This window comes from Psychrobacter sp. CMS30 (genome assembly GCF_904846565.1).
Taxonomy (GTDB): Bacteria; Pseudomonadota; Gammaproteobacteria; order Pseudomonadales; family Moraxellaceae; genus Psychrobacter; species Psychrobacter maritimus.
In genome coordinates this window covers 1-26,133 of sequence record NZ_CAJHBF010000014.1, presented here as the reverse complement: position 1 = coordinate 26,133, position 26,133 = coordinate 1, and the positions used below count along the sequence as shown (strand labels likewise).

The following is a 26,133-nucleotide window of genomic DNA, read 5'->3' as shown; positions in this document are numbered from 1 at the left end:
TGTGACTAAGCCTGCTTTCTCCTTTGAGTTTTTTCCAGCTAAAACCGAGCAAGGACACGAAAAGCTCCTCAGCACTTATGATGAGTTAAATAAGCTATCACCTGCTTACTTTTCAGTGACTTACGGTGCGGGCGGTTCAACCCGTAGCCGTACTTTAGATATCGTTCAAGCTTTGTGCGCGCGCGGTGAGACTGATATTGCGCCGCATATGTCTTGTATTGGTGATGACAAAGCGGAAATCGCTGAGTTGCTCGATCTTTATAAGAGTTTGGGCATCACACGCTTGGTCGCCCTGCGTGGTGATTTGCCATCCGGTCAGGTTGGTATGGGCGAGCTGCCATTTGCGTTAGACTTGGTTAAGTTTATCCGCGAATACTCAGGCGATCACTTCCGTATCGAAGTCGCAGCCTATCCTGAGATGCATCCACAAGCGCGTAGCTTTGAGTTTGATGTTGACAACTTGGTGAATAAATACCAAGCGGGTGCCAATGCGTCAATTACCCAGTTTTTCTATAATGCTGATAGCTACTTGTATCTGCGTGATACCTTAGAAAAACGCGGTATTGATACGGTTGCACAGCCATTGGTAGCTGGTATTATGCCGATTACTAACTCTAGTAATCTAGTGCGCTTTGCCGATAGCTGTGGCGCTGATATTCCACGTTATGTACGTAAGCGCTTGGCTGACTTCGGTGATGACCGTACTGCTATTCGTGAGTTCGGCTTTGATGTCGTCTACCGTTTATGCGAGCGATTAATTAGCGAGGGCGTACCTGCCATGCATTTTTATAGCATGAATAAGGTTGAGCCAAACAAGCGCTTAGTCGAAGCCTTAGGCCTGATTGCTTAAATATTTATCGAATGTATTGCTTAATGACTGGCGTTCCTAGGAGCGCCAGTCTTTTTTGGTATGGGAATTGCAGTTATGCGAGTTCCATTAGTGACAATCCCTTTACCCACTCAAATGATATTCTGCTAAGATATTGAAAAATATCATAACACCTATTATAGGAATAAGTATTTTGCGACGTTTCTTTTATGCCACCGATAGCAACATTAGTAATGACGTTACCAATGAAAATGAAAAGGCTGCAACCTACCCTCAGCTTAGCACCTTGCCTATCGGTGCCAGCGTCGAATTAACCGAAAGCATCGTCCATCATTGGTGCCGTGTATTACGCGCTAATATTGGCGATAAAGGGATTTTGTTTGACGGTTTCGGCGGTGAATATCAGGTACAGCTACAAACCATCAGCAAAAAGCACGCCACTGCAACGTTATTGGCTCATGTAAATACTGACCGCAATGCCGCTGTATTGACGAAAATCGGTCTGGTCATAAGTCGCGGTGAGCGAATGGATTACGCCATTCAAAAATCCACTGAGCTTGGTGTGACTGCCATTCAATTGCTGAGCAGCCATCATGGCGAGGTCAATCTAAAACCTGCCCAAGTAGAGAAAAAACTGGCACAGTGGCAGCAAGTCGCCATCGCCGCCTGTGAGCAATGCGGTCTTAACCGTCCACCGCTTATTATCGCGCCATTATCGATTGATGACTGGCTATTAAATGTAGCAGCTAGCGAAAAAGAAATGGTCGTCAGCCCTATGGTGGCTGAGCTGAGTAAAGATACTTATTATAAAGTATTACAGCAGCCAGCAGATTTGCGCCTGCAACTGAGTGTGCCAGCAGCAGGACAACCCCTGATGCCTGAAGCCCTGCCTGTCGTTTTAAAAAAACATGCGCCTTATATCGAATTATTAATCGGACCTGAAGGCGGGCTTAGCGCTGATGAATGCGCCAAAGCTGCGGATGTGGGTTTTGCACCTTGGCAAATTGGCCCACGGGTTCTGCGCACTGAAACCGCGCCCGTGGTTGCACTGGCGACATTGTCGGCATTGGCAACTATGCATGCTTTAAATCAATAGTGGACAAACTGTTCACCATTACCAAGCCCATTTATTATTTAATTTCGATGTTATGAGTCCATTATGAGCGCATTCACCCCTATGCCAATATCAGATAAACAGCAACTATTGGTCAAATTGTGCGAGCAATTTGAAGACGCCATATTCATATTGGACGAAAAATTACGCTATTTATCCGTCAATGCTAACTATGAGCTGATGCTTGGCTATACAGAAAATTTTTTGCTTGGGCGTCCACTTGGGATATATGCTGCTGAGTTTTTGTCAGAAGATGAACAGGCAGTGCTCAAAAATCTGATTAACAGCTTGGACAGTACAGGATTTTGTGAAATTGACTTTTCAATGGCAAACCGCTACGGGCAAGTCATCGACTGCCATATCACCTATCGCAAAATTTATCTAGAAGATACCCCTTATTACGTCGGTACCATTCGTGATATGGCGACGCTTGCTAAAAACAGAAAAAAGGTGGTGCACCTGCTGAATTATGACCAGCTGACCGGACTACCGAACCGTAAAGTGTTTTTAAGTCAAACCAGTGAATTGTTGTTAGACAGCTATCAAGAAGTGGTGGTCGTGCGTTTTAACATTGACCGTTATCGCGACCTTGCCAGTCTATTAGGACCAGATGCAATCAATACCCTAGTAGAAAATTTCGTCCTACGTATTACTGAGCTGGAGCTTGATAATTTACGCTGTTTTTCTCATTTCGGCGGTGATGACTTTGCCTTATTGTTTGAATGTAATGATGCCAATATGGTGCGCCATCAGTTAGACAGCTTAATGCAAATGTGCGAGCACCCTTTCTTCTTAAATGGCAACACGGCAAAAGGCACCGAGGTCTATTGCCATATCTCTGTCGGGGTAAGCTATTTTCCTGAAAATGGTAATGAATTTATCGGCCTATTGACCAAAGCCGAAAAAGCTTTGAATTATGTCAAACGGCAGGGTGGCGATGATGTCTGTTGGTATCATAAAGCCATAAATGAGGTCAATGCGCATAATATACAGCTAGAATCTGAGCTGAGAGCTGCCACCAATGCAGGGCAATTTGTACCCTACTATCAACCTAAATTTGCCTTAGACACAGGCATGATTACCGGTTTTGAGGCGTTAGTACGCTGGCAACACCCTAGCCGCGGTTTATTAAAACCCATTGATTTTATCGATGCCATCATTTCTCATAAACTATCGCTTGAGTTATTTTCGCAAATGGCGGTTCAAATCGCCGAGCAGCTAACAATTTGGCAAGGTTTGGGCTTTGATCAACACATCTGTATCAATGCTGATGCCGCTGAATTTAGCCATCCTGATTTTTTTGACATGGTCAGTAACTTACTAGTAGAGCATGATATTGCCGCCCACCAACTGCATATTGAAGTGACAGAATCTTCTTTAATACAGCGCCATGCCAATGTCAAAAAGCAGCTTAACTTACTCAAGGAGCTCGGCATCTGTCTGGCGCTTGATGACTTTGGCACCGGTTATGCCTCATTGAGTTACTTGCAAGAGTACCCTTTTGACTTTATTAAAATTGATAAAAGCTTTATCTCCAAAATCACAGATGACCGTACACAGCGCGCGATTGTCAAAGCGATTTTGGATTTAGCGGAGGCGCTTGATATGCAGGTTATCGCCGAAGGCATCGAAACCGAGCAGCAGCGTGATTTACTCTTAGACATGGGTTGCCAGTACGGGCAAGGCTATTGGTTTGGTAAACCTATGACGGCTGAGCAAGCAACCGTGCTATTAACGCAGCAACATTTGTCCAAAAACAATCCTTCTTAATACTGTCCCATAAAAGTAGATTGATAACATTTTCATAGAGTTATTGCGAGTCGTTTTATTCTGTAAGGTCGATGATATATAGGATGCAAGACAGGTTGATGACTTATCAGTATTGTCACCAAACTTGTATATTTGCCACTGAACGCCTATCTTTTACCAAGAATTTACGAATACAGTCATAATTCTTTTTACTCTTCTCAATCTATTTCATATGATCGGTGTCATTGTTTGTTATTTATACAGACAGATTTCATACCAGTAATTGGCTGGCGACTCAGACTTAACTAATCACAGTCAATGATAGTCGCCGCCTTACTGCCGGTCGCACCTTAAAAAAGGACAGGAAGTTATGCAATATAAAGCGCCCCTACGTGATATCCAATTCGTGATGCATGAGTTACTTGACAGCGAAAGTCACTATAAAACCTTGCCGGCGTTCCAAGAAGCGGATCGTGAGTTGATGGACAGTCTGTTTGAGATGGCGGCAAGCTTTGCTGAAAATGAGCTGTCACCATTGAACCAAAGCGGTGATGCTGAAGGCTGTAAATTTGACAACGGCACTGTTACCACGCCAAAAGGTTTTAAAGAAGCGTATAAAGCCTATTGTGAGCTTGGCTTCCCAGCCTTGTCTGCCGAAGAAGAATTCGGTGGTCAAAACATGCCGTTCTCATTATCAACGGTCATCAATGAGATGGTTGGTACCGCGAACTGGTCATTCTCTATGTACCCCGGCCTATCGCATGGCGCTATCCAAACTATCGAACACCATGGTACGGATGAGCAAAAACAAACCTACCTAGAAAAAATGGTCACCGGTGAATGGTCAGGTACCATGTGCTTGACTGAAGCACATGCAGGTTCTGATTTGGGTATTATCCGCACCAAAGCCGTACCTAACGATGATGGCAGTTATAGCATTACCGGTCAGAAAATCTTTATCTCAGCCGGTGAGCATGATTTAACTGACAACATTATTCATATCTGTTTGGCTCGCTTACCAGGCGCACCAGCTGGCACCAAAGGCATCTCGTTGTTTATCGTTCCTAAGATATTGGTCAACGAAGACAACAGCCTAGGCGAAAAGAATAGCGTGGTTTGTGGTTCTATCGAGCACAAAATGGGTATCAAGGCCTCAGCGACTTGTGTAATGAACTTCGACGGCGCCAAAGGTTACCTCATTGGCCCAGAAAACCGTGGTCTACAGTGCATGTTTACCTTTATGAACGTGGCCCGTATTGGTACAGCAGTTCAAGGCTTAACGGCTGCAGAGTATGCGTTCCAAGGCTCGCTAACTTATGCCAAAGACCGTCTAGCGATGCGCTCACTATCAGGTGCTAAAGCGCCAGAAAAAGTCGCTGACCCTATCATTGTGCATCCAGCCGTTCGTAACATGCTATTGACCGAAAAAGCCTTTGCAGAAGGCGGTCGCGCCTTGGTTTATTATCTCTCACATTTTGCGGATACCGTGGCAAAGGGCGAAGGCGATAACCTGAAGTTTGCTGACCAAATGCTGTCACTATTGACGCCGATTGCTAAAGCATTCTTGACTGAGACTGGTCTAGAAGCCGCCAACCATGGCGTGCAAGTTTATGGTGGTCATGGCTTTATCAGCGAATGGGGCATGGAACAAAACGTCCGTGATACGCGTATCGCTTGCTTATACGAAGGTACCACTGAAATCCAAGCGCTCGACCTACTAGGTCGTAAAGTATTGGGTTCACAAGGTAAACTGCTTGCCAACTTTATCAAAATTATCCAAACATTCTGCGAAGAAAATAAAGAAAATGACGCGATGGGTCAGTTTATCCGCCCACTTGCCAAGCATCTTAAAGAGTGGAGCGATTTGACTGCCCGTATCGGCATGCAAGCGACTGAAAACCCTGATGCAGTTGGCGGCGCGGCTGTTGATTACTTATACTTCAGCGGTTATGTGACCCTAGCTTACTTATGGGCTCGTATGGCATTAGTTGCACAAACTGAAATCGCTAATGGTAGCAGCGAGCAAGCATTCTACGATGCCAAAGTAAAAACCGCACAATTCTACTTTGCGAAGTTGTTGCCACGTACCACCACACACGTACAGCGCATCAGCACTGGTGTTGAGCCGTACATGACGATGGATGTTGATCAATTTGCTTTTTAATGAAAACGGCTAGTAATCAATACGGCTAGTTTTTGCGGAAATTGACGACGCTGTAATTAATAATGCTTGTATGAGTAATAAATAGATTAAAGCTATTTTTATTGCTTAGGTGTTATACAATAAAGCGTCGTTGATGTAGATGTTAATATGTAGGTCCTATCGGCAACATACTTAGGTGTTTTGCCGATTTTCTTAGCTAATCTACCAAACTGATTTTTTGACTAAAAATTGACGCAGACAAAACAGCGACTCTGCCCATTAAACTATTTTTGGTGTACGCACAATTCACGAAGAAAACCCCCTCTCGATACGCTAATTTGCTAAACTTTAGCTATCTATGCTTATGTGCCACCCAAAAGAACAACGCGATATTTTCGACCCACTTACTTTTATTCATTTGAACCAAAGGAATGTTTATGGCTGTTTATAATGCCCCTCTTAACGACATGCGCTTTATTTTAACTGACGTTTTTAGAGCCCATGAATTTTGGCAAAATAACGAAAACCTTGCTCATGTTGACATGGAAACCGTCGATATGATTTTGGAAGAAATGGCAAAGCTGTCAAAAAACGTGTTATTGCCTATCAACCGTAGCGGTGATGAAGAAGGCGCAACCTTTGAAGGTAATGGTGTTGTGACCACCCCGACTGGTTTCAAAGAGGCGTATAAGCAGTATGCAGAATCAGGTTGGGTTGGCTTAAGCGGTAACTCTGAATACGGCGGCCAAGGTTTCCCAAAAATGGTCACCATGCTGACTGAAGAGATGGTCTTCACGGCCAACCAGTCATTTGCCCTCTATCCAAACCTTACCGTTGGCGCAACACTTTGCCTAAATGCGGCAGCGTCTGAAGAGCAAAAGCAAACTTACTTAGAGAAAATGTACAACGGTGAATGGGCAGGTACCATGTGCTTGACCGAGCCGCATGCTGGTACTGACTTGGGTATCATCAAAACCAAAGCGGTGCCTAACGATGACGGTAGCTATGATATCTCTGGTACCAAAATCTTTATCACTGGCGGTGAGCATGACCTAACCGAAAACATCATTCATTTGGTATTGGCAAAAACCCCAAATGCGCCAGAAGGCTCAAAAGGCATCTCGTTATTTGTTGTGCCAAAATTCTTGGTTAATGAAGATGGTAGCTTAGGTGAGCGCAACACTTTAGCAGTTGGCTCTATTGAGCACAAAATGGGCATCAAAGCCTCAGCCACTTGTGTGATGAACTTTGACAACGCCAAAGGCTGGATGGTTGGTGCAGAAAATACCGGTCTGTCTTCAATGTTCATTATGATGAATTATGAGCGTGTGACTATGGGTCTACAGGGCCTAGGTGGTTCTGAGCTTGCTTATCAAAACGCTGCTTTATATGCTAATGACCGAGGTCAAGGCCGTAGCGACACGCAAATTCAAAGCCCAGAAAAACCAGCCGATGCCATCATTCATCATGCCGATGTACGTCGCATGCTGTTAAATGCTAAAGCCAATACTGAAGCGTCACGTTGTTTTGCGATGTATGTTGCCAAAAACCTTGATCAAGAGAAATTTAGTACCGATCCTGAAGCCGCTCAAGCAGCAGCAGCGCGCGTTGCCCTACTGACGCCAGTTGCTAAAGCGTTCTTGACCGACAAAGCACTAGAAGCGACTATTGATTGCCAGCAAGTATTTGGCGGTCACGGCTATATCCGCGAATGGGGTATGGAGCAAATCGTTCGTGATACGCGTATCGCGCAGATTTATGAAGGCACCAATGGTATTCAAGCGCTTGACCTATTAGGTCGTAAAGTGGCGAAAAATAATGGCAAATACGTCACTCATTTCTTAGGTGAGATTCGTGATTTTGTCAATAATATGCAAGCGGATCATGGTATTAAGCAAGCGACGCTAAATGCTGCTGATACCATCGAAGAGCTGACCACCACTGTGTTAAACAACATCGGTGAGCGCAAGAGCGAAATCAACGGCTGTGCGGTTGACTATATGCATGCCTTTGGTTATCTTGCCTACTCGTATATGTTTGCCTTGATGGTCGAAGCCGCTAACGGTAAAGAAGGTGATTTCTACACCAATAAAGCCAAGCTTGCCGATTATTTCGTTGGTCGTATCTTGCCACGTATCGATGCTCATGCACAGATGGTTAAAGCCGGTAGTGATCCAATGATGAACTTTGATCTAAATTACTTTGATGTACCTGCTAGCTAATTTTTTACTTTTATAATAAAGTAAGCCTACCGCACTATGATAAAAGGGACAGTCACGCTACTGTCCCTTTTTTTGCCAAAAATATCGTCCCAGTAAGCAAAAGCATCGAAGCAATAATCAAAGTAATAATCGAAGCTGCCACTTACACAACAATCGACAGCATGAGCGGCACAATCTGCAGCACAATAACTGCTAACAAAATAATTAACCGCCCACGTGTCGTTACGATTAAAATAACGCAACGCCAAACGTATTGCGCTTAATAAGAATATTCCTGATACCTATAAAGCAATGCCTATAAAGCAACATCTGAAAATCGATACACTCTAATTTTATACCCTGCAAATTAACAAGCGGTCAATTCATAGAGGCCTATATCGCAACAGTGATAATTCCGACAAGCATGAGAAGAAAAGGTTTCAAATAAAATATATCGTTGCACAGACTGAATAATAACAATGATTGAAATAACCACCATAAGGGATGCGATGTGTCAGAGATAAAACACATTTTACAACAGATTACTGCCTTAAGTGATGTGCCAGATCCTGCGGTACTCAAGCGCTTAATCGATGAGCTACGAGTGAGTGATAAAGAGCCAGCTTTGGCCAATCAGAATATTCAAGAGTTGATTGAGGTCATACGTCAACATCCAGAATATGGCGACGGGCTATCAAGTTTTGTCTTAAAGCTTATTATTGAATATCGTCAAATTGCTTTATATACCGATACTGGCATCATGTCAGATCAGGGATTTTTTAATAGTCTGCGCCGCCTTGTCGGTCATCGTTTCTTACCACTGTTGCCACAAGAAGACTCCGTCGTAGAATTGGTTGGTTATTTATTCGATAGACGCTCTGATGAGCGCTGGCTTGCCCATATCGACAAGGACAAATGGGATGAGCTGGTCGGGCTACTCAAAGTCAATGAGCAGCATTTAAACTTAGTCGCGACGGCAAAAAACAGCATCTTAAACGCGATTATCATTTTATCGTATCGTATCAGCGGCATTGGCTTGCATCCAGATTTGATGGAGTTTTATCCGCAAATGCTGAATTATTCAGCGTCATTTGTGGCACAAAATCAAGAAGCGGTCTTGTATGTCAATCAGTACCGCGAAGCGCATGAGCTTGACACCCTAACCGATATCATTCCTGAAAAAGCCGTGGATCCAGCGCCGCTATTGGTCATGATTGAGCAATGCGAAGATATCGTTGCCACCATACGTAAGCGCATTTATAAAACCGGTATCTCTATCCGCCTAACCAATATGATGCTCCGTTTGGATCAAAGTTTGCAGCGCATGCGCATCTTAACTGAGCTGGTAGCAGACAATTATGATAAGCGCGATCAGGCCATCATTGAGCTGATTCAAGCGCTGATTACCACCGCCAGCCGCCGCTATAGTATTGGCTATCTGATTGATAATAATACCAAGCTGCTGTCGCGTAAAGTCACCGAAAACGCGAGCCGCGTTGGTGAGCATTATATTAGTACCGATAAATCCGGTTATCAGAAGATGTTTAAAAAGGCCTCTATCGGTGGCTTTATCATTGCTTTTATGGCGACCACTAAGATATTGGCGTACCATCTGGCGCTTGCACCGATGGGACGCGCCTTTATCAATAGCATGATTTATGGTTTGGGTTTTGTTTTTATTCATATCGTCCATGGTACGGTCGCGACCAAGCAGCCCGCTATGACGGCAGCAGCAATCGCCTCTACCATATCGGATGGTTCTGGCAAAAAATCGCACCAGTTAAATAAGTTATCAGAATTGGTGGTCGATATTTTACGTACCCAGTTTGTCGCGATTATGGGTAACGTCATGGTAGCAATACCCGTTGCCCTGATTATCTCTTTTGCTTGGTTACATTATACCGGCGCACCGATGATCAATACCGATAAGGCTGCGCACTTATTGCATGATCTTGACCCGTTTCATTCACTGGCACTACCCCATGCAGCTATCGCTGGCGTGTATTTATTTTTATCCGGTCTAATCGCTGGATACTATGATAATCTGGCGGTCTACAATCAAATTGGCGCCCGTATTCAACGCCATCGGCTACTGCAATACTTATTACCGAAAGCTTGGTTACAGCGTTTAGGCGGCTTTATAGAAGCCAACCTCGGCGCTATTATGGGTAACTTCTTATTTGGGGTATTCTTAGGCAGTACGGCAACCATCGGCTTCTTATTTGGCTTACCGATTGATATTCGCCATATTGCCTTTGCCTCGGCAAATCTAGCACATGGATTGTTTAATATATCCGCCAACCAATGGGATTGGCAGATTGTATTTATTTCCATCTTGGGCGTTGCCCTTATCGGTATGGTCAACTTAATGGTAAGCTTTTCACTGGCTTTATTTTTGTGGCACTACGCTCTAAAGAAGTCAAATTTATGGAGTGGAGCCGTTTAACCAAGCAACTCTTTAGTCACCTGCTTACCCATCCTTCTGACTTTATCTGGCCGCGCGATAAGCCTATGAAATACGCTCGAATTGACAGTCAAGGACATATGATTTTTGATGATACCAGTGCCCATAAAGGCGGACAGCCCATCCATAACAATTATGTTGTGCGCCGTTTGTCTGATGTCAAAATCTTGCCTAAATCTAAGCAAAAAAGCATGCAAAATGAACAGGCTGTCACCGATATAGATTACGATAATAATATATCAAATGGTGACCTTGACGCAGCGATCACAAGTCGTGAAGCTCACAGCACCACCAATCATATCAGCACTAAAAAAACCATTGACCTCGATGATGGACTGCTAGATGCGGAGCTTAATAGCGTTCCTTATAGCAATGATATTCAATACGATAAAGCGCACAATGCCTTGAATGAAGAGCATCAGGCAAGCACTCAGCATACCAACGATGATAGCAATCCTGAAAGTAAAGCTGCGGGCGATGCCAAAACGCCACTGCCTAAACCAAAAAAACCACCAAACCTACCCAGTTAATGGGACGGTTTTGGTGGTTTAGACAATCTTTTAAATGAAAACTTGAATTGTTAACTGAGTATTTTTTTGAGATAACTATCTAAAAAGAACACCCTATATATAAGCTATATAACTAAGATTATGATTCTGGCAGTAAGCAATGCGCGCTTGAGGTGATGGTTTTGCCATCGCCCAAGCGATAAGCCAATAGATGATTGCCCCAAACACAGCCACCATCAAGTGCACGCGCATACGGCAAATCAACCTCAGCTTTAAGCGCAGCCCAATGACCAAACAAAATCTTGCGCGTGCGCGGTACTTGCCATTCAAACCAAGGTAAAAACCCTTTTGGCATCGGCTCTTCCAACCCTGCTGCAAAACTAAATTCAAGCGTGCCATCTTGTTTGCATAAGCGCATACGCGTGAAATAATTGGTAATTGCGCGCATTTTGGTAAAACCATTAATACCCGCATGCCACTCATCGGCTGTTTTGCTATATAGATTTGGCAATAAACGATCCAGCTGTTTTAAACTGCCTTGTAGCTGCGCCTCTAACTGCTGCGCATAGTTTTCTGCCGCTTCAATCGTCCAATGCGGTGGAATGCCAGCATGTACCAATACCGTCTGTTCATCAGGAAAAGCCAATATTGGCTGATGACGTAGCCATTCAAGCAATTCATCACAATCATCGGCAGCAAAAATAGCTGCCGTCTTGTCTTTTTTCTTAATCGACGTCGTACCGCGCCAAACCGCAATTAAATTGATATCGTGATTGCCCAATACCGTTGCCGCAGCCCCTTGTTCACATAGCGCTTTCACATGACGTAAGGTACTTAACGAGTCTTCACCGCGTGCCACCAAGTCACCTGCAAACCATAGCTTGTCTTGCGCAGGATCAAAATCCAAGGTTTCCAGTAAATGCAGGTATGCCGCATAGCAACCTTGCAAGTCACCGATAACATACTGATGGCGAAAAATCATAAACCCTCTATACTTTTATGTGATGTTTATCATGCGAAAACTTTTGATGATAAAGCGGCAGTAGATTCATTTAGACCTCTATTTTGCGTGCCTGATTGCTCAGATTGACAAAATCTTTCACACTTAAGACTTCAGGGCGCGCTTGCGGGTCGATGGCGCAAGCCGCAAAGTCGTCTTCGCTTAGCGTTGGGAGTAATGTAGATTTCTTAAAAATAGCGCGTAGCGTCTTACGGCGATGGTTAAAGGTTTCGCGCACCACAATCGCAAAGTACGCTTCGTCTTCTGCCACGATTGGTTTGTTGATATGTGGCGTCAGGCGAAAAACGGCACTGGTGACTTTTGGCGGCGGATTAAATGCACCGCGCGGTACGGTCAGTAGATAATCGGTATCACAGTGATATTGCATGATGACCGATAGACGACCATAGGTTTTACTGCCGACATCGGCAGTGATACGCTCGACCACTTCTTTTTGCAGCATAAAATGCATGTCTTGAATCACATCGGCATAACTGAGCAAATGAAAGAGTATCGGCGTAGAAATATTATAAGGTAGATTGCCGACTACGCGGAGCTTACCGCGCTCAGGGCTATACAGTTCACGATAATCGACATGCATGGCATTGTCTTTGATAATCGTAAAATTCGGATGGCTATTGGCACCGATACGAATACGTAAACTATCTGCCAAATCGCGATCCAGCTCTACCACGGTCATCGCATCGACTTCTGCCAATAGCGGCTCAGTCAGAGCGCCCATGCCCGGCCCAATTTCGATTAAATTGTCATCACGCTCTAGGCGAATGCTGTCAACAATTTGGCGGATGACACTGCCATCGTGCAAGAAGTTTTGACCAAAACGCTTACGCGGTTGGTGTTTGGCAGCGCGTAGGCTGTTAGAAATAGATTGAGCATCAAACGTAGTTTTGGACATAAAAAGGTCTTAATCGATAAAAGATAAAAGATAAATGGGCTATAGCGCTATGGCAGCAATATGCTGATTATATATCAATGAATTATAACACAGCTCATAAATGCACTGTCTTTTTGAGATATTTTATTAGCAAACTACCCATACCTTAGTACAACCGACACAGTGCCTTATTTTTGTTCTAAAATCATTTATTATAACAACGATTATGAGAATGAACATGGTACCCTAGTGAGGACTTGAACCTTTGGCTCTAGGCTCATGATACCAACGGGTTTTCTCCCTGAGATAGTTCCAGTGTACTTCGTTGTGTACATGCAGTGAGTTTTTCGAAGATGAATTTAAGCTGTGTGACTATTGTCTTGTTATAGAGACTACTTCAAACTATATGTGGTTTACATAAAAAGTTACTTATTTGAGGTTTTGCTATGAATGTTTTTTACAAAATGAGCGCATCAGTTTTAATGAGCACGATGCTATTAACTGGCTGTTCAAGTCTTAGTACTCATAATACGGTAGATAAAACTGAGGTCGTAAAATCATCTCAAGTTGCGCCTATTCCACAAGTAGGGTTTCGCTATAGTGATGCTGAAAACTTTGATCTCGCTAATGAAGACAAGCTTTCTTGGCGTATATTTTATGACAAACCCTCTACAGGAACAGATGCTAAGTGGTTTGATGCGGTAAAACGTGGTGACCTAGCAACGGTTAAATATATGGTAAATAATGGTCAAGACTTAGAAGCTAAAGATACAGGTAGCCTTAATCAAACCGCTCTCGGCTGGGCAGCATTTATTGGCTATGAAGATATTGTAGATTACTTAGTTGATAAAGGCGCTGATATATATGCTAAAGATGATGGTGACGTTTATAACGTCATGAAATCTGCTGTACTAGGGGGAAATACCGTTATTGTTAAAAAAGTACATAAGTTATTAAATGACAAAGCGCCTGTCGATTTAAACGACCAAGAAATAGAAGATGATGGTGAAACATTTATTATGGTTGCCGCTAGTAATAATCGTATTGAGACGGTCAAATATTTACTGGCTCAAGGTGCTAATCCCAACCTTGTGGCGACTACTCAAGATGAAACTCAGGCATCGTATAATCAAAGTGCTTACTCCTATGCTTGTACTCGCGGTCATGCAGAGATGACAAAATTACTTGCGTCAAAAGGTGTGGTTAATCATCGTACGGGCAAAGCAAGTTGTCAATAACGTTTTCAATCATTAGAGCTATCTAATTGCTTTTGATTACAGACCTTCATAGTAGTCTAGATACTTAAAAAAAGGACGCTTCACAGTTTTTGAAGCGTCCTTTTTTAGGTTATACCTATGGCGAACCACTCAGGTACCTTCACTGGTTTGGTTCCCTATACAGGCATCGATGTGGTAGATATATGAGACACCTAGGAATTTTCATACTCTCTAAGATTGTTGAATATCAATCAATCCCAGCGTGGTTCAACATATGTATCAAAAAAAACATTTTTTATTAGGAAAAGCCATGCTTCTTAGTTTTATTGCGCGCCATAGCACATTAATTATGCCAGTTTGCGCAATTGTGGGCTTTGTTTTTCCAAACTTATCCAATGCAGTATTGGTATATTTGCCCCAAATACTGTTCTTCTTGATGTTCTTTACTTTACTGGGCATCGACCAATACGCGCTGTTAAAGCGTATAGCGACAAGCTATGTGTGGGTTTTTGCCTTGTTACAAAGCGGGGGCATGTGTCTAGTTTTAGTATTAATTGCTTATGCGTTCGGTGTACGTGGCGATTGGCTATTGGCGATTGCAGGTCTTGGCGCCACTGCCCCATTGTTTGGTAGTGGTGCGTTGGTCAATGCGGTGGGGTTTGATGCACAACTGGCGACGGCAAAAACTATCGCTGCTACGCTCATTATGCCATTCACATTATTAGGCGTATTATGGCTATTAGGCGATGAAAGTTCAAATTTAGACGTTGGTCTTTATGTCAAACGCTTGTTAGTTTATATTTTTATGCCAATGGTGCTAGCTGTGGGAGTGCGTCGGTTTGTTCCACCTGCTATTTTGTCACGTTATTATCCCAAAATTGGGCAGTTTAATATTTTACTGCTGATGTTGTTTCCACTGGGACTGATGGCAGGATTTCGTACCACCTTTGACCATAATCCCTGGCAAGCGTTGTTATTACTAGTGCTAAGTTCGGTATTGGCATTGGTATTTTATTTTACCGCTTATATAATATATCGGCGTTTTGGCTATGAGAATGCTATTGTCGCGGCGCTGGTGTGTGGCGGACGCAATGTATTACTTTCTTACACCATAACTGTACCCTTTATGGGTGCGGTGTTTCTACCGTTACTGGGTGCTTTTCAATTACCAATGTTTTGCTTACCCTTACTGGGCAAATATATGGCAAAACGCCATACGACTCGACCTATGGATTTAAAGTCAGGTTTCTGAATCGCCCTGACTACTTACAGATAAGTTATTGTTTAGAGGGTTTATTTTTTGGGTATACCCTAGCGGAACCAGCTATTTCACCCTTCAAACCTATTAATAGACCACTTAAAACAGACTGCTATAGTGGAACCACTTATATTAGACCGTGTTTGATGATTCATAAATAGCCATCATTCACAACAAAGTTACCCAATACTGCGTAACACACTTCGAGTGTAGCAGTTTTATATAAGAGGTCTATTAATAAGCGATTTATCCGCCATCTCATTGGCCATCAATAGTGCTTGGTATAAGCTGGTCGCACTTGCGCCGTCGCGCCCTGCTAAATCAAGCGCCGTCCCATGGTCGACGGAGGTACGGATATACGGCAACCCCAAAGTAAGATTGACCGTATCGCCAAAACCGTGTGATTTGAGCACTGGTAAACCTTGGTCATGATACATAGCAATCACAGCGTCACAATTCGCTAAATGTCTTGGGGTAAATAGCGTATCTGCAGGCATCGCCTCTGATATATCGACGCCTGCATCGATAAATTCTTGTAGCACGGGGTTAATAATCTCAATTTCCTCGACACCTAGATGCCCGCCCTCGCCTGCATGCGGATTAAGACCGCATACCAAGATACGCGGCTGCGTTAAGCCAAACTTCTCGCGCATATCGTCAATGACAATTTGCACCGTTTGGCGTACATTATCAGCGGTGATAGCAGCAGGTATGTCTTTTAATGCTAAATGTGTGGTAACAAGCGCCACTTTCATGGCTTGATTGGCGAGCATCATCACGACTTTCTCACAGCCACTTTGCTGCATAAAAAACTCAGTATGACCACTAAACATGGTGCCATCGAGCAGTTTAATATCAGCATCTATCAGTGCAGATTTTTGCAATGGCCCTGTGACGATAGCAGCAACTGTTTTGTTGGTTGCTAACTGATGGGCGATGTCCAATTGCTTGGCAACCATGGCCGAATTACGAGTATTAATTTTTCCGCAGACAACTGGTTCAGCACAAGGGGTATTCAGCAGGATAAAAGCATGATTGTCATTATTATTGTCATCAATAGTTTGCTGTGACATCTGCTCTAAAAAGTCATCGGCTGCGATGTCTAAATCGACAGTTTGCCAAAATGGACAGCTCTCGAGCACGCCTGCTGTTACCAGCATATCAGCGCGCTTTTGCATCGCAGTGCTATCGGCAGTAACCCAGATTGGGCGTTTAAAATCTTGCAATTTACCCTCAGCTGCTAATAGCAGCACAACATCCATCCCAATACCAGCAGGCTCACCGGTTGTGATTAATAATGGTAGTCTTTTTTGCATAGTAAAATATCCTAGTTTGATATTAAGAATATGATTTTATTGTATTTATTATTATGAAAACGAGCGTTTAAGATGGTCTAAGACATCGCAAATTTTATGTCATAGCAGATGGCATTTTTATAGATAGTTACTTATAGCAGCCGAAAAAACGGTAGAATGTGTTAAACTTTCGCCTTTCATTGTAGCATTTACCAGCAAGCGCTGAGACCACCTTTTGGTACTTCTCTCGTAGAGGTATGTCGCGCTTGCTTGGCTGTATCACTATTAAAATAAATACTGATAGCACACCGCTATTTATAATCTCTTATATACTTAATTTTATACCGACTTTTGACACATTAGGCATCCATGGCAGACAACGAAAAAACCGACGACTTACTCAATCAAACACCGCCACACAATATCGATATTGAAAAGGCCTTGCTAGCGTCTTTGATGAGTATCGAAGAGGCATACGATAAGATTGCAGATATCGTCACCAAAGACGACTTTTATGCAGGGCGACATCAGTATATTTTTGATGCTATTGCGCATTTGGCGGCGGTCAACGAGCCTTATGATACGGTCATGGTACATGACTGGTTAGAAGCACAAAAACTACTCAAAGGTGCCGGTGGTGACAGCTACTTAGCCGATATTTTAAGTCAAAGTCCCGCCACCTTGTTTAACCTCACCGCTTATGCGCAGCGCGTGCGCGAGCTATCGACCTTACGCCAGCTGATTACTACTGGCAATGACATGCTGACCCTTGCCTATAATCCCAAAGACCAAACGGTAAGTGATATCTTAGACAATGTCGAAGCAAAAATATTCAGTATTAATGAGCAACATAACAAACGCGCAGAACAGCGTGGCCCCGTTGGTATTACCTCGGTATTGACCAATGTTATTGATAAAATCCAAGAATTAAAATCCAATCCTGACGGCATGATTGGCTTACAAACCCCATTCGTCGAGCTAAACAATAAGACTCAAGGCTTGCAGGCAGGCGATTTAATTATCGTCGCCGCACGTCCTTCTATGGGTAAAACTACTTTTGCGATGAACTTGGCAGAAGGTATTTTATTTAACGAAGATTTACCCGTGGTAGTGTTTTCGATGGAGATGCCAGCCGAATCTATCGTCATGCGTTTGCTATCATCATGGGGCGCGATTAATCAGACGCACCTGCGTTCTGGGCAAATGAACGAAGATGAATGGGCAAAAATGATGAACGCCATTCAGCATTTGCAATCTAAGCATTTATACATTGATGACAGTACTGCCCTGCCGCCCTCTGAGCTACGTTCGCGCTGCCGCCGTATCGCCAAAAATCATGATGGCAAACTTGGCGCTATCATTGTCGATTATCTACAGCTGATGAAAGTTCCTAATCTTGATGGCAACCGTGTTGGAGAAATCTCCGAGATTTCTCGTAGCTTAAAAGCTTTGGCTCGTGAGCTTGAATGTCCAGTTATTGCGTTATCGCAGCTTAACCGCAGTCTAGAGAACCGTCCTAATAAGCGCCCTATCATGTCGGATTTACGTGAATCGGGTGCGATTGAGCAGGATGCCGATTTGATTATGTTTATTTATCGCGATGAGGTTTATAATGATAACTCAGACCACAATGGCGTGGCTGAAATCATCATTGGTAAACAGCGTAATGGCCCTATCGGCACCATACGCTTGGGCTTTGAAGGGCAATTTACCCGCTTTATCAACCTGACGCCAGAATATTATCAAAACGTCAGCTTTGAAAATGATGAGTAATGAGCTTGATGAGTAATAAACAAAACGAACGATACGCTTAATAAGCGATTATCCATAAAAAATAGCCAGTGCGTCATCAGCTCAGTTGATGACGTACTGGCTTTATTGCTTTACCACATTACTAATAACACCATTTGTTTAATGAAACCGTTTTACTAATAAAAATAACTTTGCTAATAAAGAAGGCAATTATGCGCACCATCACAATCAAACCAGCTGCCATTACCCATAATTTGGCTCAAGTTAAAAAACTGGCACCGACGGCTAAAGTCCTTGCTATGGTTAAAGCCAATGCCTATGGTCATGGCGTAGCCGCTATCCTGCCAGCATTAAAACAAGCTAAACCACAGGCCGATGGTATCGGCGTCGCCACCTTGATAGAAGCCTTGGAAGCTCGTCAATTGGGTTGGGATAAAACCATTGGTCTAATCGAAGGCGCATTTACTAAAGATGAATGGCAGCTGGCGATAGAGCATGATATTAGCTGCGTGATTCATCATGAGCCGCAATTAATATGGGCATTAGAAAACACCCCACCGGCTACCAGCGCCACCCGTGTGGTTTGGCTTAAATACAATACTGGCATGAACCGCTTAGGGTTTAATGACCAAACCCTTATTCCAGCAGCCAAACGTCTGCATGAAGCCGGTTATCAGTTGGTTTTGACCACTCACTTTGCCAATGCCGATGACCGCGCTCATCCTCTAAACGCCATTCAAATCCAGCGCTTTAACGACATGCTGCAGACCCTAAAAGAAACGGTGAGTAGCGATGTAAAAGGCTCATTGTGCAACTCAGCGGGTATCGTCAATTTCCCCGAGCATCATCACGATTGGGTACGTCCGGGCATCATGCTCTACGGCAGTACGCCAGTCATTGATAAAAGTGCGCGTGATTTGGACTTGCAGCCAGCGATGGAATTTAGCGCGCAGATTATCGCTCTACAAACGGTCAACGCCGGTGATGGTATTGGTTATGGCAGCCGCTGGACTGCGATGCAAGATACCAAAACGGCTTTGGTTAGTATCGGTTATGGTGATGGCTATCCACGGGTGGTAAGTGACAACGCTTATGTTTCTGTTATTGATGCTATCAACTATCAAAGCTATCCATGCGCGGTAGTCGGACGAGTGGCGATGGATATGATCGTCATTGATGTCAGCACTGTTCCAGAAAGCGTGGCTTTAGATAGTAAAGTGATACTTTGGGGTGATGCGCCGCACGTCGATGAAGTCGCCGCCCATGCTGAGACCATTAGCTATGAGTTGCTATGCCGCCTAAGCGCTCGCCCAAATCGGACCATAGCAAAATCATAATTGATAGAGTTTAATGTAGTGATGGTTTGAGAGACGAATGAAGCAATGCATCACTGCAGCACTGCTGAATCACGGCAAATTGGACATTTACATTAAGCCCAATTGCGCTATACTAAAAGTTTGTTGTCACACCAGTATACGCACTGACGCGATGCTATTAAAAAATGACAACGTATCATTTTTCATCGACTGCGATCGACTGCTAGGATTACTATGAGTTTGCGCCATTTTTTGACCCTATCTGATTTAACCAAACAAGAACTAGAAAACTTAATCAAACGCGCGAGCGAACTGCGTAAGATGCAACATGCTGGCGAGATATATCAGCCCTTTGTTGGTCGGACGCTTGGCATGATATTTGAGAAATCATCCACCCGTACGCGTATCTCGTTCGAGACTGGCATGGGTCAGTTTGGCGGTAATGCTATCTTTTTATCGCCAAATGATACCCAACTTGGCCGTGGTGAGCCGCTAGAAGATTCCGCTCGCGTCATCTCGAGCATGGTCGATATCATCATGATTCGCACCTTTGGGCACGAAAAAGTTGAGACCTTTGCGGAATATTCCAGTGTGCCGATTATCAACGCACTCACTGACGAATTCCATCCCTGCCAGCTGCTTGCTGATATGCAGACGTATTATGAGCATCGCGGTAGTATCGAAAATAAAATCGTCACGTGGGTTGGTGATGGCAACAATATGTGCGCCTCCTACATGCAAGCGGCCAATCAGTTTGGCTTTGAGCTACGTGTAGCAGCCCCGTATGGTTTTGAGCCTGACCCTGAGCTGATGAAACGCTTTTCACATTGCGTCAGTATCGTTGAAAACGTCCAAGAAGCGGCGAAAGATTCAAACTTAATTGTCACCGATGTCTGGGCAAGTATGGGGCAAGAGTCTGAACAAAATACCCGTGCGCGCCGCTTTGCTTCTTATCAAGTGACGCCATCACTACTCGATAAAGCCGACCCTGAAGTGGTATTTATGCACTGCTTGCCAGCCCATCGCGGCGAAGAAATCTCTCATGATATGCTCGATGATCCGCGCTCTGTGGTGTGGCATGAAGCCGAAAACCGCTTACATGCGCAAAAATCTTTGATGGAATTTTTATTAAAAGACAAAATTAAGCTGCCTGCCTAAAAACAGGCTGGTAAAGAGCATAACGTGAAATATTGATAAACCAGCACGTACAAAAAAAGGCAGAGCATATTTATAGTGCTCTGCCTTTTTATTGTTTACAGCTTTATTTAGCGATAAGTTATAGCATTAAATTCTGTCAATAATACATTAGCGCGTTAAAGTCGTCACTCCATTACTGCCCGCTCTTAATAAGACATCGGCTTGATTGGCAGCAAAGATACCATTACAGACCACCCCAACGATATTGTTTAATTGCTGCTCAAGCGCTAGTGGATTACTGACATCTAAGTCATAAGTATCTAAAATCACATTGCCATAATCGGTAACGAAATCTTCACGATATACTGGCTCAGCGCCCAAACGGGCTAATTGTCTGGCCACATACGAGCGCGCTTGTGGTAACACCTCTATCGGTACAGGAAATTCGCGTCCCAACCATTCAACGCTTTTGCTTTCATCAACCATGCAGATAAACTTATTAGATGCTGCAGCGACAATTTTTTCACGTGTGAGCGCGCCGCCGCCACCTTTAATCAATTGCAAATGCTCATTTACCTCATCAGCACCATCGATATAGACATCAAGCTGACCGGCAAAGTTTAAATCGACAATTTCGATACCAAGAGCACGAAGCTTATCTTCGGTGACCTGTGAGCTTGCAACCGCGCCAGCAAGCCTTAATGTCGGCAACAACTCAATCAAACAGTTAACCGTACTGCCCGTCCCCACTCCAAGTATCATGTCATCTTCAATATAGCTTAGGGCAGCTTTGGCTGCAGCTTGCTTTTGTGCTTGCTGATCACTCATCATAAATCCTTGGAAAAATAAACGTCTCACTCTAAAAGAGCTAAAATGATAAAAACGTCTCACTCTAAAAGAGCTAAAATGATAAAAGAGGTAAAATGCGCGCTTATTATAACCGATGGCTTTAGGCGATGTTAGCGTAAAACCCATTCTAAATACTCATTGCCCCTTCTCAGAGCCCATACTTACTTTAATGTATTGATGGCTTGACCTTTAACCTTCAAAAAAACTCCCTATAAAATTTGCAATTGTGTCTTGCAAGATAGTGAAAATCAGCATAGGCTAATCTATTTCGTTTTTGTGCTGATCTATACTGGTTTATAGTTATTTATAGCGGCTAATTTATAAACACTGACTTTATAGCCATTTGCACTTCTTTTATTCATCTTCACTCTGTTTAGGAATTATTATGCTGTCACATTGGGTACGAGCCATCTTGCAAGCCACCGTCTATGACGTTGCCATTCAAACACCACTTGAAGCTGCACCCAAGCTGACCCAACGTTTTGCTAATGATATTCGATTTAAGCGCGAAGACCTGCAACCAGTAAAATCTTTTAAACTGCGCGGTGCTTATAACCGTATTAGCCAATTGAGCGATGAGCAAAAAGCGCGCGGCGTCATTTGTGCCTCAGCGGGCAACCATGCCCAAGGCGTTGCTTATTCAGCGCGTAAGCTTGCCCTAAATAACATCATCGTGATGCCAACCACCACCCCTGACATCAAAGTAGATGCCGTTAGAGCACTCGGCGGTAATGTCGATTTGTATGGCGATAGCTTTGATGAAGCCAATCGTTATGCAATCAATCGCGCTGAGACTGAGGGTTTAACCTTTATTCCCCCTTATGATGATGAATTGGTGATTGCAGGACAAGGCACCATTGGTCTGGAATTAACCCAGCAATGGCGTAACATGGATTATGTATTCGTTGCTGTGGGTGGTGGCGGTTTGATTTCTGGCGTTGCAGCATTCTTGGGTGAAGTTGCGCCGCACGTCAAAGTCATCGCTGTAGAAGCAGACCAATCAGCTTCACTAAAAGCGGCTCTTGAAGCAAATGAGCGGGTCACGCTTAAGCAAGTCGGTCTGTTTGTCGATGGTGTTGCAGTCGCTCAAATTGGCGAGCTACCTTTTGATATCGTGCGTATGCAAAAAAGTGATAAATCAGGTCCTGTCGTCGAGCCTGAAGTGGTCACTTGTACCAACGATGAAGTCTGCGCGGCGGTGAAAGATATCTTTGAAGAGAATCGTAGCATTGTTGAACCTGCGGGCGCTCTACCCGTTGCAGGCATGAAAAAATATATCGAAGCCCATAACCTACAAGGTAAAAACTGCGTCGGTATCATTTGCGGTGCCAATATGAACTTTGACCGCTTGCGTTACATCGCTGAGCGTACTGAAATTGGTGAGAAAAAAGAAGCCATCTTTGGCGTGACCATTCCTGAGCAAACCGGCGCTTTCTTAAACTTCTGCCGTAGCCTACATGGCCGTAATATCACCGAGTTTAACTACCGTGCCGATAGCAAAAAATCACCAGATTCGATGGAACCTGCAGCAATCTTTGTCGGTATTGCCCTAAAAGAGGGCGACAAAGAGCGTCAAACGATTAGCAATCAATTGGCGGCTGATGGCTATGAAGCACACGACTTAACCGATGATGATATCGCCAAATCCCATATCCGTCATCTGATTGGTGGTCATGCGCATGTCGAAAACGAGCAGTTATTAAAGGTAGTGTTCCCTGAACGTCCGGGCGCATTGCTGACTTTCTTAGAAAAACTGGGTGACGATTTTAATATTACCTTGTTCCACTATCGCAACCACGGTGCCGCTGAAGGTCGTGTGTTGGTCGGCTTGCAAGCCTCTGAGGGCAACTCTCGCCAACTACAAGATGCGCTTCTTGATATCGGCTATGACTGCACTATGCTCAATGACAACATTGGTTATCAGTTGTTTTTAAAATAGGTTTTTATAAGCAACGATGATGACGTATTGTGAGCGGCTTATTCTACTAGGATTGGCCGCTTACTCATATAGAGAGTACTATGCATATCCCTGCTGTTTTTGCCGAAGACAATTTTGATAATGTCATTGAATTTATCGCCGTCAATCCGTTAGCGACTTTGATTGCTCAAACTAAAGATGGCATCGAAGCCTGCCATATACCGCTGTTTTGGCATAACGACCATCCTAAATTCAATGCAGATGTTGGTTATGACTCTGCTTCCAATAAGTCACACGGCTATCTTTATGGTCATTTTGGTCGTAAAAACCCTATTTACCAAGATGCCTTAACAGACAGTTCATGGTTAATTATTTTTCAAGATTCGGGGCATTACATTAGCCCCAACTGGTATCCGAGCAAAGCAAAAACCCATAAAGAAGTACCGACATGGAACTATCAAAGCGTCCACATTCAATCTAAAATCGAGATGCTCGAAGATACCGATACGCTGAAATGGATATTAGCAACCATGACCGCGCAGCAAGAGGTGATATCCGATAACCCTTGGTCATTAGATGACGCGCCAGCTGCTTATATCGAGGCCATGTGTCGCGGTATTATTGGCTTTAGATTGCCTATCTATTCGATACAAGCTCAGTTTAAATTGAGCCAGAATAAAACCGTCGAAAACATTAATGGTGTGATAAACGGTTTAGAGCAGTTAAATACTAACAGTGCTGTAGCAATGGCTGCTAAAGTTACCAATCAGAACAATGGCTAATTTCAGTTGTCCTTATTCACCATAAAAAACTATTTTGAAATACTTTAATCGCTCACCGCTCTTTTAATCAGAAAAAACAACACCATTATTATCTTACGTTATTGATATCCATGAGGTTTTGATGAGTAAACACAATAAAAACCATAATCAGCCCGCACATAGCCAACCAGATGCCGTGCGTATGCGTCTTGATAAATGGTTATGGGCCGCCCGATTTTATCGCACCCGCACCCTTGCCAAAGAAGCCATCGAAAGCGGACGCGTCCATTATGCAGGGAGCCGCGTCAAAACCAGCAAAGAGATTGCCGTCGGGGATGAGCTCAGTATTCGCCAAGGCTCAGCAACCGCCATGACTGAGAAAACTGTGTTGGTTGAAGCACTAAGCGCACAACGTGGTAATGCGATTGCTGCCCAAGCGTTATATTCTGAAACTGAGGAAAGCGAGGAGCGCCGCGCTTTTTATGCCGAGCAGCGCAAACTTGCCAATCTTGCCCGTCCAGATAATAAACCCAATAAAAAAGAGCGGCGTGATTTACAACGCTTCAAACACAACCAAGACTAAGGTTGTTATCCATATTGCTAACTCAATATTTATCGCTTTAACTTATTTTAATAATAAAGATGATAAATAAAGAGGGTTCATACAGACTATTTATGTAAGCTATTAAAGTCGGCAGCTTGCTATTATTGATAGCCTAATGTGACCCTATTGTTTTACCTCTACCCTTGCCATTCAACGTATTAACCGTTACGCTGATAGCCAATTAATTTACTCGATAACATGCTAATAAACCGCATTAATCATGCTGGTCTTGATAGCATGTTTTTTTGTTGTGATAAAAGGTCATTATATGCTAATTAAAGCGTCTACTCCCTCCTCTGTACTATTGGTTTGTTTGGGAAACATTTGCCGTTCACCGACCGCCGAAGAAATTTTTCGTCAGCAAGCAGCCATTGCAGGGCTAGCGATGAAAGTGGATTCGGCAGGGACTGGAGATTGGCATATTGGTCATGCGCCTGATGTACGGGCACAGCGCCATGCTAAAGCTCATGGTTATAACATTAATAAGCTGGTCGCGCGTCAAGTAAGCGCTGACGACTTTCGCAAATTTGATTTGATTTTGGCGATGGATGCGCAAAACTTAGCTGACCTGCAAGCCATTAAAGATAGCATCAGCGACACAGATGGCAAACTTGCCAAACTGGCGCTATTTAGTGAAGAAGATCCAACCTACGGCGGCGACGATGTACCAGACCCTTATCAAGGTGATGGCGACGCTTTTGAAGAAGTCATCGAACGTATCGAATCAAGTGCCCAAGCTTGGATTGAAAGTTGGAAAACTGCTTAGCAATGATAAATAGTGCTTAGCAATAAAGCGCCATATTTCTACTACTTTTATGCCGTGCATCCTTTATAATAAACTCCGCATGATTTCTTGTTTATTTGCCAGATAGGCTATGTTATGACCTCAGCTTTACGCCATGATTCCAGCGCTCAACCTACGACATCGACTAACCTTAAGGTGAATGTACCACTCACTAAATCGGTCGATTTGTCCCATAGCAATACCATGGCATTGGCATGTGTGGCGGATATGGTCGTGACGCTCACCGATGAGGCGCAACTTGATGCCTTTATGGCAAATCACGGGAAAGATGCAGAGCTTACCAAGCCGTTATTCGTGCTTTCTGGTGGTAGCAATGT

General features: G+C 43.7%; 18 protein-coding genes and 2 pseudogenes. 16 read left to right on the top strand and 4 right to left on the bottom strand.

All coding sequences use genetic code 11. The features are described 5' to 3' along the window. Nucleotide 1 precedes the first annotated feature (1 nt). The 6 genes and pseudogenes from JMX94_RS08645 to JMX94_RS08620 all read left to right on the top strand — a co-directional run bounded on the left by JMX94_RS08645 (nt 2) and on the right by JMX94_RS08620 (nt 11,030). Nucleotides 2-850, top strand: a complete 849-nt coding sequence (locus JMX94_RS08645; RefSeq protein ID WP_201564972.1) for a methylenetetrahydrofolate reductase — start codon at nt 2-4, stop codon at nt 848-850. Nucleotides 851-1,022: 172 nt separating this feature from the next. Then, nucleotides 1,023-1,925, top strand: a complete 903-nt coding sequence (locus JMX94_RS08640; RefSeq protein ID WP_201564971.1) for a 16S rRNA (uracil(1498)-N(3))-methyltransferase — start codon at nt 1,023-1,025, stop codon at nt 1,923-1,925. Nucleotides 1,926-1,988: 63 nt separating this feature from the next. Further along, the gene (locus JMX94_RS08635) at nt 1,989-3,713 is read left to right on the top strand and encodes a sensor domain-containing phosphodiesterase (protein ID WP_201564970.1); all 1,725 of its coding nucleotides are present in this window, start codon (nt 1,989-1,991) and stop codon (nt 3,711-3,713) included. A 349-nt stretch (nt 3,714-4,062) separates the two neighbouring features. Further along, nucleotides 4,063-5,856 (top strand): acyl-CoA dehydrogenase C-terminal domain-containing protein, encoded by a 1,794-nt coding sequence (locus JMX94_RS08630; protein WP_201564969.1) that lies wholly within the window; start codon nt 4,063-4,065, stop codon nt 5,854-5,856. A 416-nt stretch (nt 5,857-6,272) separates the two neighbouring features. Then, nucleotides 6,273-8,057 carry an acyl-CoA dehydrogenase C-terminal domain-containing protein gene (locus JMX94_RS08625; RefSeq protein WP_201564968.1) on the top strand — a complete coding sequence of 595 codons (1,785 nt, stop codon included), beginning with the start codon at nt 6,273-6,275 and terminating at the stop codon, nt 8,055-8,057. A gap of 490 nt (nt 8,058-8,547) precedes the next feature. Then, a pseudogene (locus JMX94_RS08620) lies at nt 8,548-11,030 on the top strand (site-specific recombinase). 118 nt (nt 11,031-11,148) lie between these two features. Here the strand turns inward: JMX94_RS08620 and JMX94_RS08615 are convergent. Together JMX94_RS08615 and rsmA are read right to left on the bottom strand one after the other, a co-directional pair. Continuing rightward, the gene (locus tag JMX94_RS08615; protein ID WP_201564967.1) at nt 11,149-11,991 is read right to left on the bottom strand and encodes a symmetrical bis(5'-nucleosyl)-tetraphosphatase; all 843 of its coding nucleotides are present in this window, start codon (nt 11,989-11,991) and stop codon (nt 11,149-11,151) included. Nucleotides 11,992-12,061: 70 nt separating this feature from the next. After that, nucleotides 12,062-12,925 carry a 16S rRNA (adenine(1518)-N(6)/adenine(1519)-N(6))-dimethyltransferase RsmA gene (gene rsmA / locus JMX94_RS08610; RefSeq protein WP_201564966.1) on the bottom strand — a complete coding sequence of 288 codons (864 nt, stop codon included), beginning with the start codon at nt 12,923-12,925 and terminating at the stop codon, nt 12,062-12,064. 425 nt (nt 12,926-13,350) lie between these two features. On the opposite strand from rsmA, the gene JMX94_RS08605 reads away from it, so the two are divergent. Both JMX94_RS08605 and JMX94_RS08600 read left to right on the top strand, forming a co-directional pair. Then, nucleotides 13,351-14,142 (top strand): ankyrin repeat domain-containing protein, encoded by a 792-nt coding sequence (locus JMX94_RS08605; RefSeq protein ID WP_227671197.1) that lies wholly within the window; start codon nt 13,351-13,353, stop codon nt 14,140-14,142. 289 nt (nt 14,143-14,431) lie between these two features. Next, entirely contained in the window at nt 14,432-15,373 is a 942-nt protein-coding gene (locus tag JMX94_RS08600) for a lantibiotic ABC transporter permease (protein ID WP_131401071.1), read from the top strand. 224 nt (nt 15,374-15,597) lie between these two features. Here the strand turns inward: JMX94_RS08600 and pdxA are convergent, their stop codons facing one another. Further along, a complete protein-coding gene (pdxA, locus tag JMX94_RS08595) occupies nt 15,598-16,695 on the bottom strand; it encodes a 4-hydroxythreonine-4-phosphate dehydrogenase PdxA (protein WP_201564965.1) in 1,098 nt (365 codons plus the stop codon). A gap of 348 nt (nt 16,696-17,043) precedes the next feature. Here pdxA and dnaB point away from each other — a divergent pair, with 348 nt between their 5' ends. The 3 genes from dnaB (at nt 17,044) to argF (ending at nt 20,900) form a co-directional block, all read left to right on the top strand. Further along, nucleotides 17,044-18,447 carry a replicative DNA helicase gene (gene dnaB, locus JMX94_RS08590; protein WP_201564964.1) on the top strand — a complete coding sequence of 468 codons (1,404 nt, stop codon included), beginning with the start codon at nt 17,044-17,046 and terminating at the stop codon, nt 18,445-18,447. 191 nt (nt 18,448-18,638) lie between these two features. Further along, nucleotides 18,639-19,763 carry an alanine racemase gene (gene alr, locus JMX94_RS08585; RefSeq protein ID WP_201564963.1) on the top strand — a complete coding sequence of 375 codons (1,125 nt, stop codon included), beginning with the start codon at nt 18,639-18,641 and terminating at the stop codon, nt 19,761-19,763. A 213-nt stretch (nt 19,764-19,976) separates the two neighbouring features. Then, nucleotides 19,977-20,900, top strand: a complete 924-nt coding sequence (gene argF, locus JMX94_RS08580) for an ornithine carbamoyltransferase (RefSeq protein WP_201564962.1) — start codon at nt 19,977-19,979, stop codon at nt 20,898-20,900. A gap of 147 nt (nt 20,901-21,047) precedes the next feature. Here the strand turns inward: argF and rpiA are convergent, their stop codons facing one another. Then, nucleotides 21,048-21,707, bottom strand: a complete 660-nt coding sequence (gene rpiA, locus JMX94_RS08575) for a ribose-5-phosphate isomerase RpiA (protein WP_201565015.1) — start codon at nt 21,705-21,707, stop codon at nt 21,048-21,050. A 406-nt stretch (nt 21,708-22,113) separates the two neighbouring features. Here rpiA and ilvA point away from each other — a divergent pair, with 406 nt between their 5' ends. The 5 genes and pseudogenes from ilvA to JMX94_RS08550 all read left to right on the top strand — a co-directional run. Then, nucleotides 22,114-23,667 (top strand): threonine ammonia-lyase, biosynthetic, encoded by a 1,554-nt coding sequence (gene ilvA / locus JMX94_RS08570; RefSeq protein ID WP_201564961.1) that lies wholly within the window; start codon nt 22,114-22,116, stop codon nt 23,665-23,667. A gap of 80 nt (nt 23,668-23,747) precedes the next feature. Next, the gene (locus JMX94_RS08565) at nt 23,748-24,428 is read left to right on the top strand and encodes an FMN-binding negative transcriptional regulator (RefSeq protein ID WP_201564960.1); all 681 of its coding nucleotides are present in this window, start codon (nt 23,748-23,750) and stop codon (nt 24,426-24,428) included. A gap of 121 nt (nt 24,429-24,549) precedes the next feature. Further along, entirely contained in the window at nt 24,550-24,990 is a 441-nt protein-coding gene (locus JMX94_RS08560; protein WP_201564959.1) for an RNA-binding S4 domain-containing protein, read from the top strand. Nucleotides 24,991-25,279: 289 nt separating this feature from the next. Further along, nucleotides 25,280-25,777 carry a low molecular weight protein-tyrosine-phosphatase gene (locus JMX94_RS08555; RefSeq protein WP_201564958.1) on the top strand — a complete coding sequence of 166 codons (498 nt, stop codon included), beginning with the start codon at nt 25,280-25,282 and terminating at the stop codon, nt 25,775-25,777. Nucleotides 25,778-25,891: 114 nt separating this feature from the next. Next, nucleotides 25,892-26,133 (top strand): annotated as a pseudogene (locus JMX94_RS08550) (UDP-N-acetylenolpyruvoylglucosamine reductase); the annotation flags it as partial.

Excerpts from the sequence above, each read along its gene's own strand:
- JMX94_RS08635 (WP_201564970.1), top strand. The coding sequence starts at position 1,989 with ATGAGCGCATTCACCCCTATGCCAATATCAGATAAACAGCAACTATTG.
- JMX94_RS08630 (WP_201564969.1), top strand. The coding sequence starts at position 4,063 with ATGCAATATAAAGCGCCCCTACGTGATATCCAATTCGTGATGCATGAG.
- JMX94_RS08625 (WP_201564968.1), top strand. The coding sequence starts at position 6,273 with ATGGCTGTTTATAATGCCCCTCTTAACGACATGCGCTTTATTTTAACT.
- JMX94_RS08615 (WP_201564967.1), bottom strand. The coding sequence starts at position 11,991 with ATGATTTTTCGCCATCAGTATGTTATCGGTGACTTGCAAGGTTGCTAT.
- rsmA (WP_201564966.1), bottom strand. The coding sequence starts at position 12,925 with ATGTCCAAAACTACGTTTGATGCTCAATCTATTTCTAACAGCCTACGC.
- JMX94_RS08605 (WP_227671197.1), top strand. The coding sequence starts at position 13,351 with ATGAATGTTTTTTACAAAATGAGCGCATCAGTTTTAATGAGCACGATG.
- JMX94_RS08600 (WP_131401071.1), top strand. The coding sequence starts at position 14,432 with ATGCTTCTTAGTTTTATTGCGCGCCATAGCACATTAATTATGCCAGTT.
- pdxA (WP_201564965.1), bottom strand. The coding sequence starts at position 16,695 with ATGCAAAAAAGACTACCATTATTAATCACAACCGGTGAGCCTGCTGGT.
- dnaB (WP_201564964.1), top strand. The coding sequence starts at position 17,044 with ATGGCAGACAACGAAAAAACCGACGACTTACTCAATCAAACACCGCCA.
- alr (WP_201564963.1), top strand. The coding sequence starts at position 18,639 with ATGCGCACCATCACAATCAAACCAGCTGCCATTACCCATAATTTGGCT.
- argF (WP_201564962.1), top strand. The coding sequence starts at position 19,977 with ATGAGTTTGCGCCATTTTTTGACCCTATCTGATTTAACCAAACAAGAA.
- rpiA (WP_201565015.1), bottom strand. The coding sequence starts at position 21,707 with ATGAGTGATCAGCAAGCACAAAAGCAAGCTGCAGCCAAAGCTGCCCTA.
- ilvA (WP_201564961.1), top strand. The coding sequence starts at position 22,114 with ATGCTGTCACATTGGGTACGAGCCATCTTGCAAGCCACCGTCTATGAC.
- JMX94_RS08565 (WP_201564960.1), top strand. The coding sequence starts at position 23,748 with ATGCATATCCCTGCTGTTTTTGCCGAAGACAATTTTGATAATGTCATT.
- JMX94_RS08560 (WP_201564959.1), top strand. The coding sequence starts at position 24,550 with ATGAGTAAACACAATAAAAACCATAATCAGCCCGCACATAGCCAACCA.
- JMX94_RS08555 (WP_201564958.1), top strand. The coding sequence starts at position 25,280 with ATGCTAATTAAAGCGTCTACTCCCTCCTCTGTACTATTGGTTTGTTTG.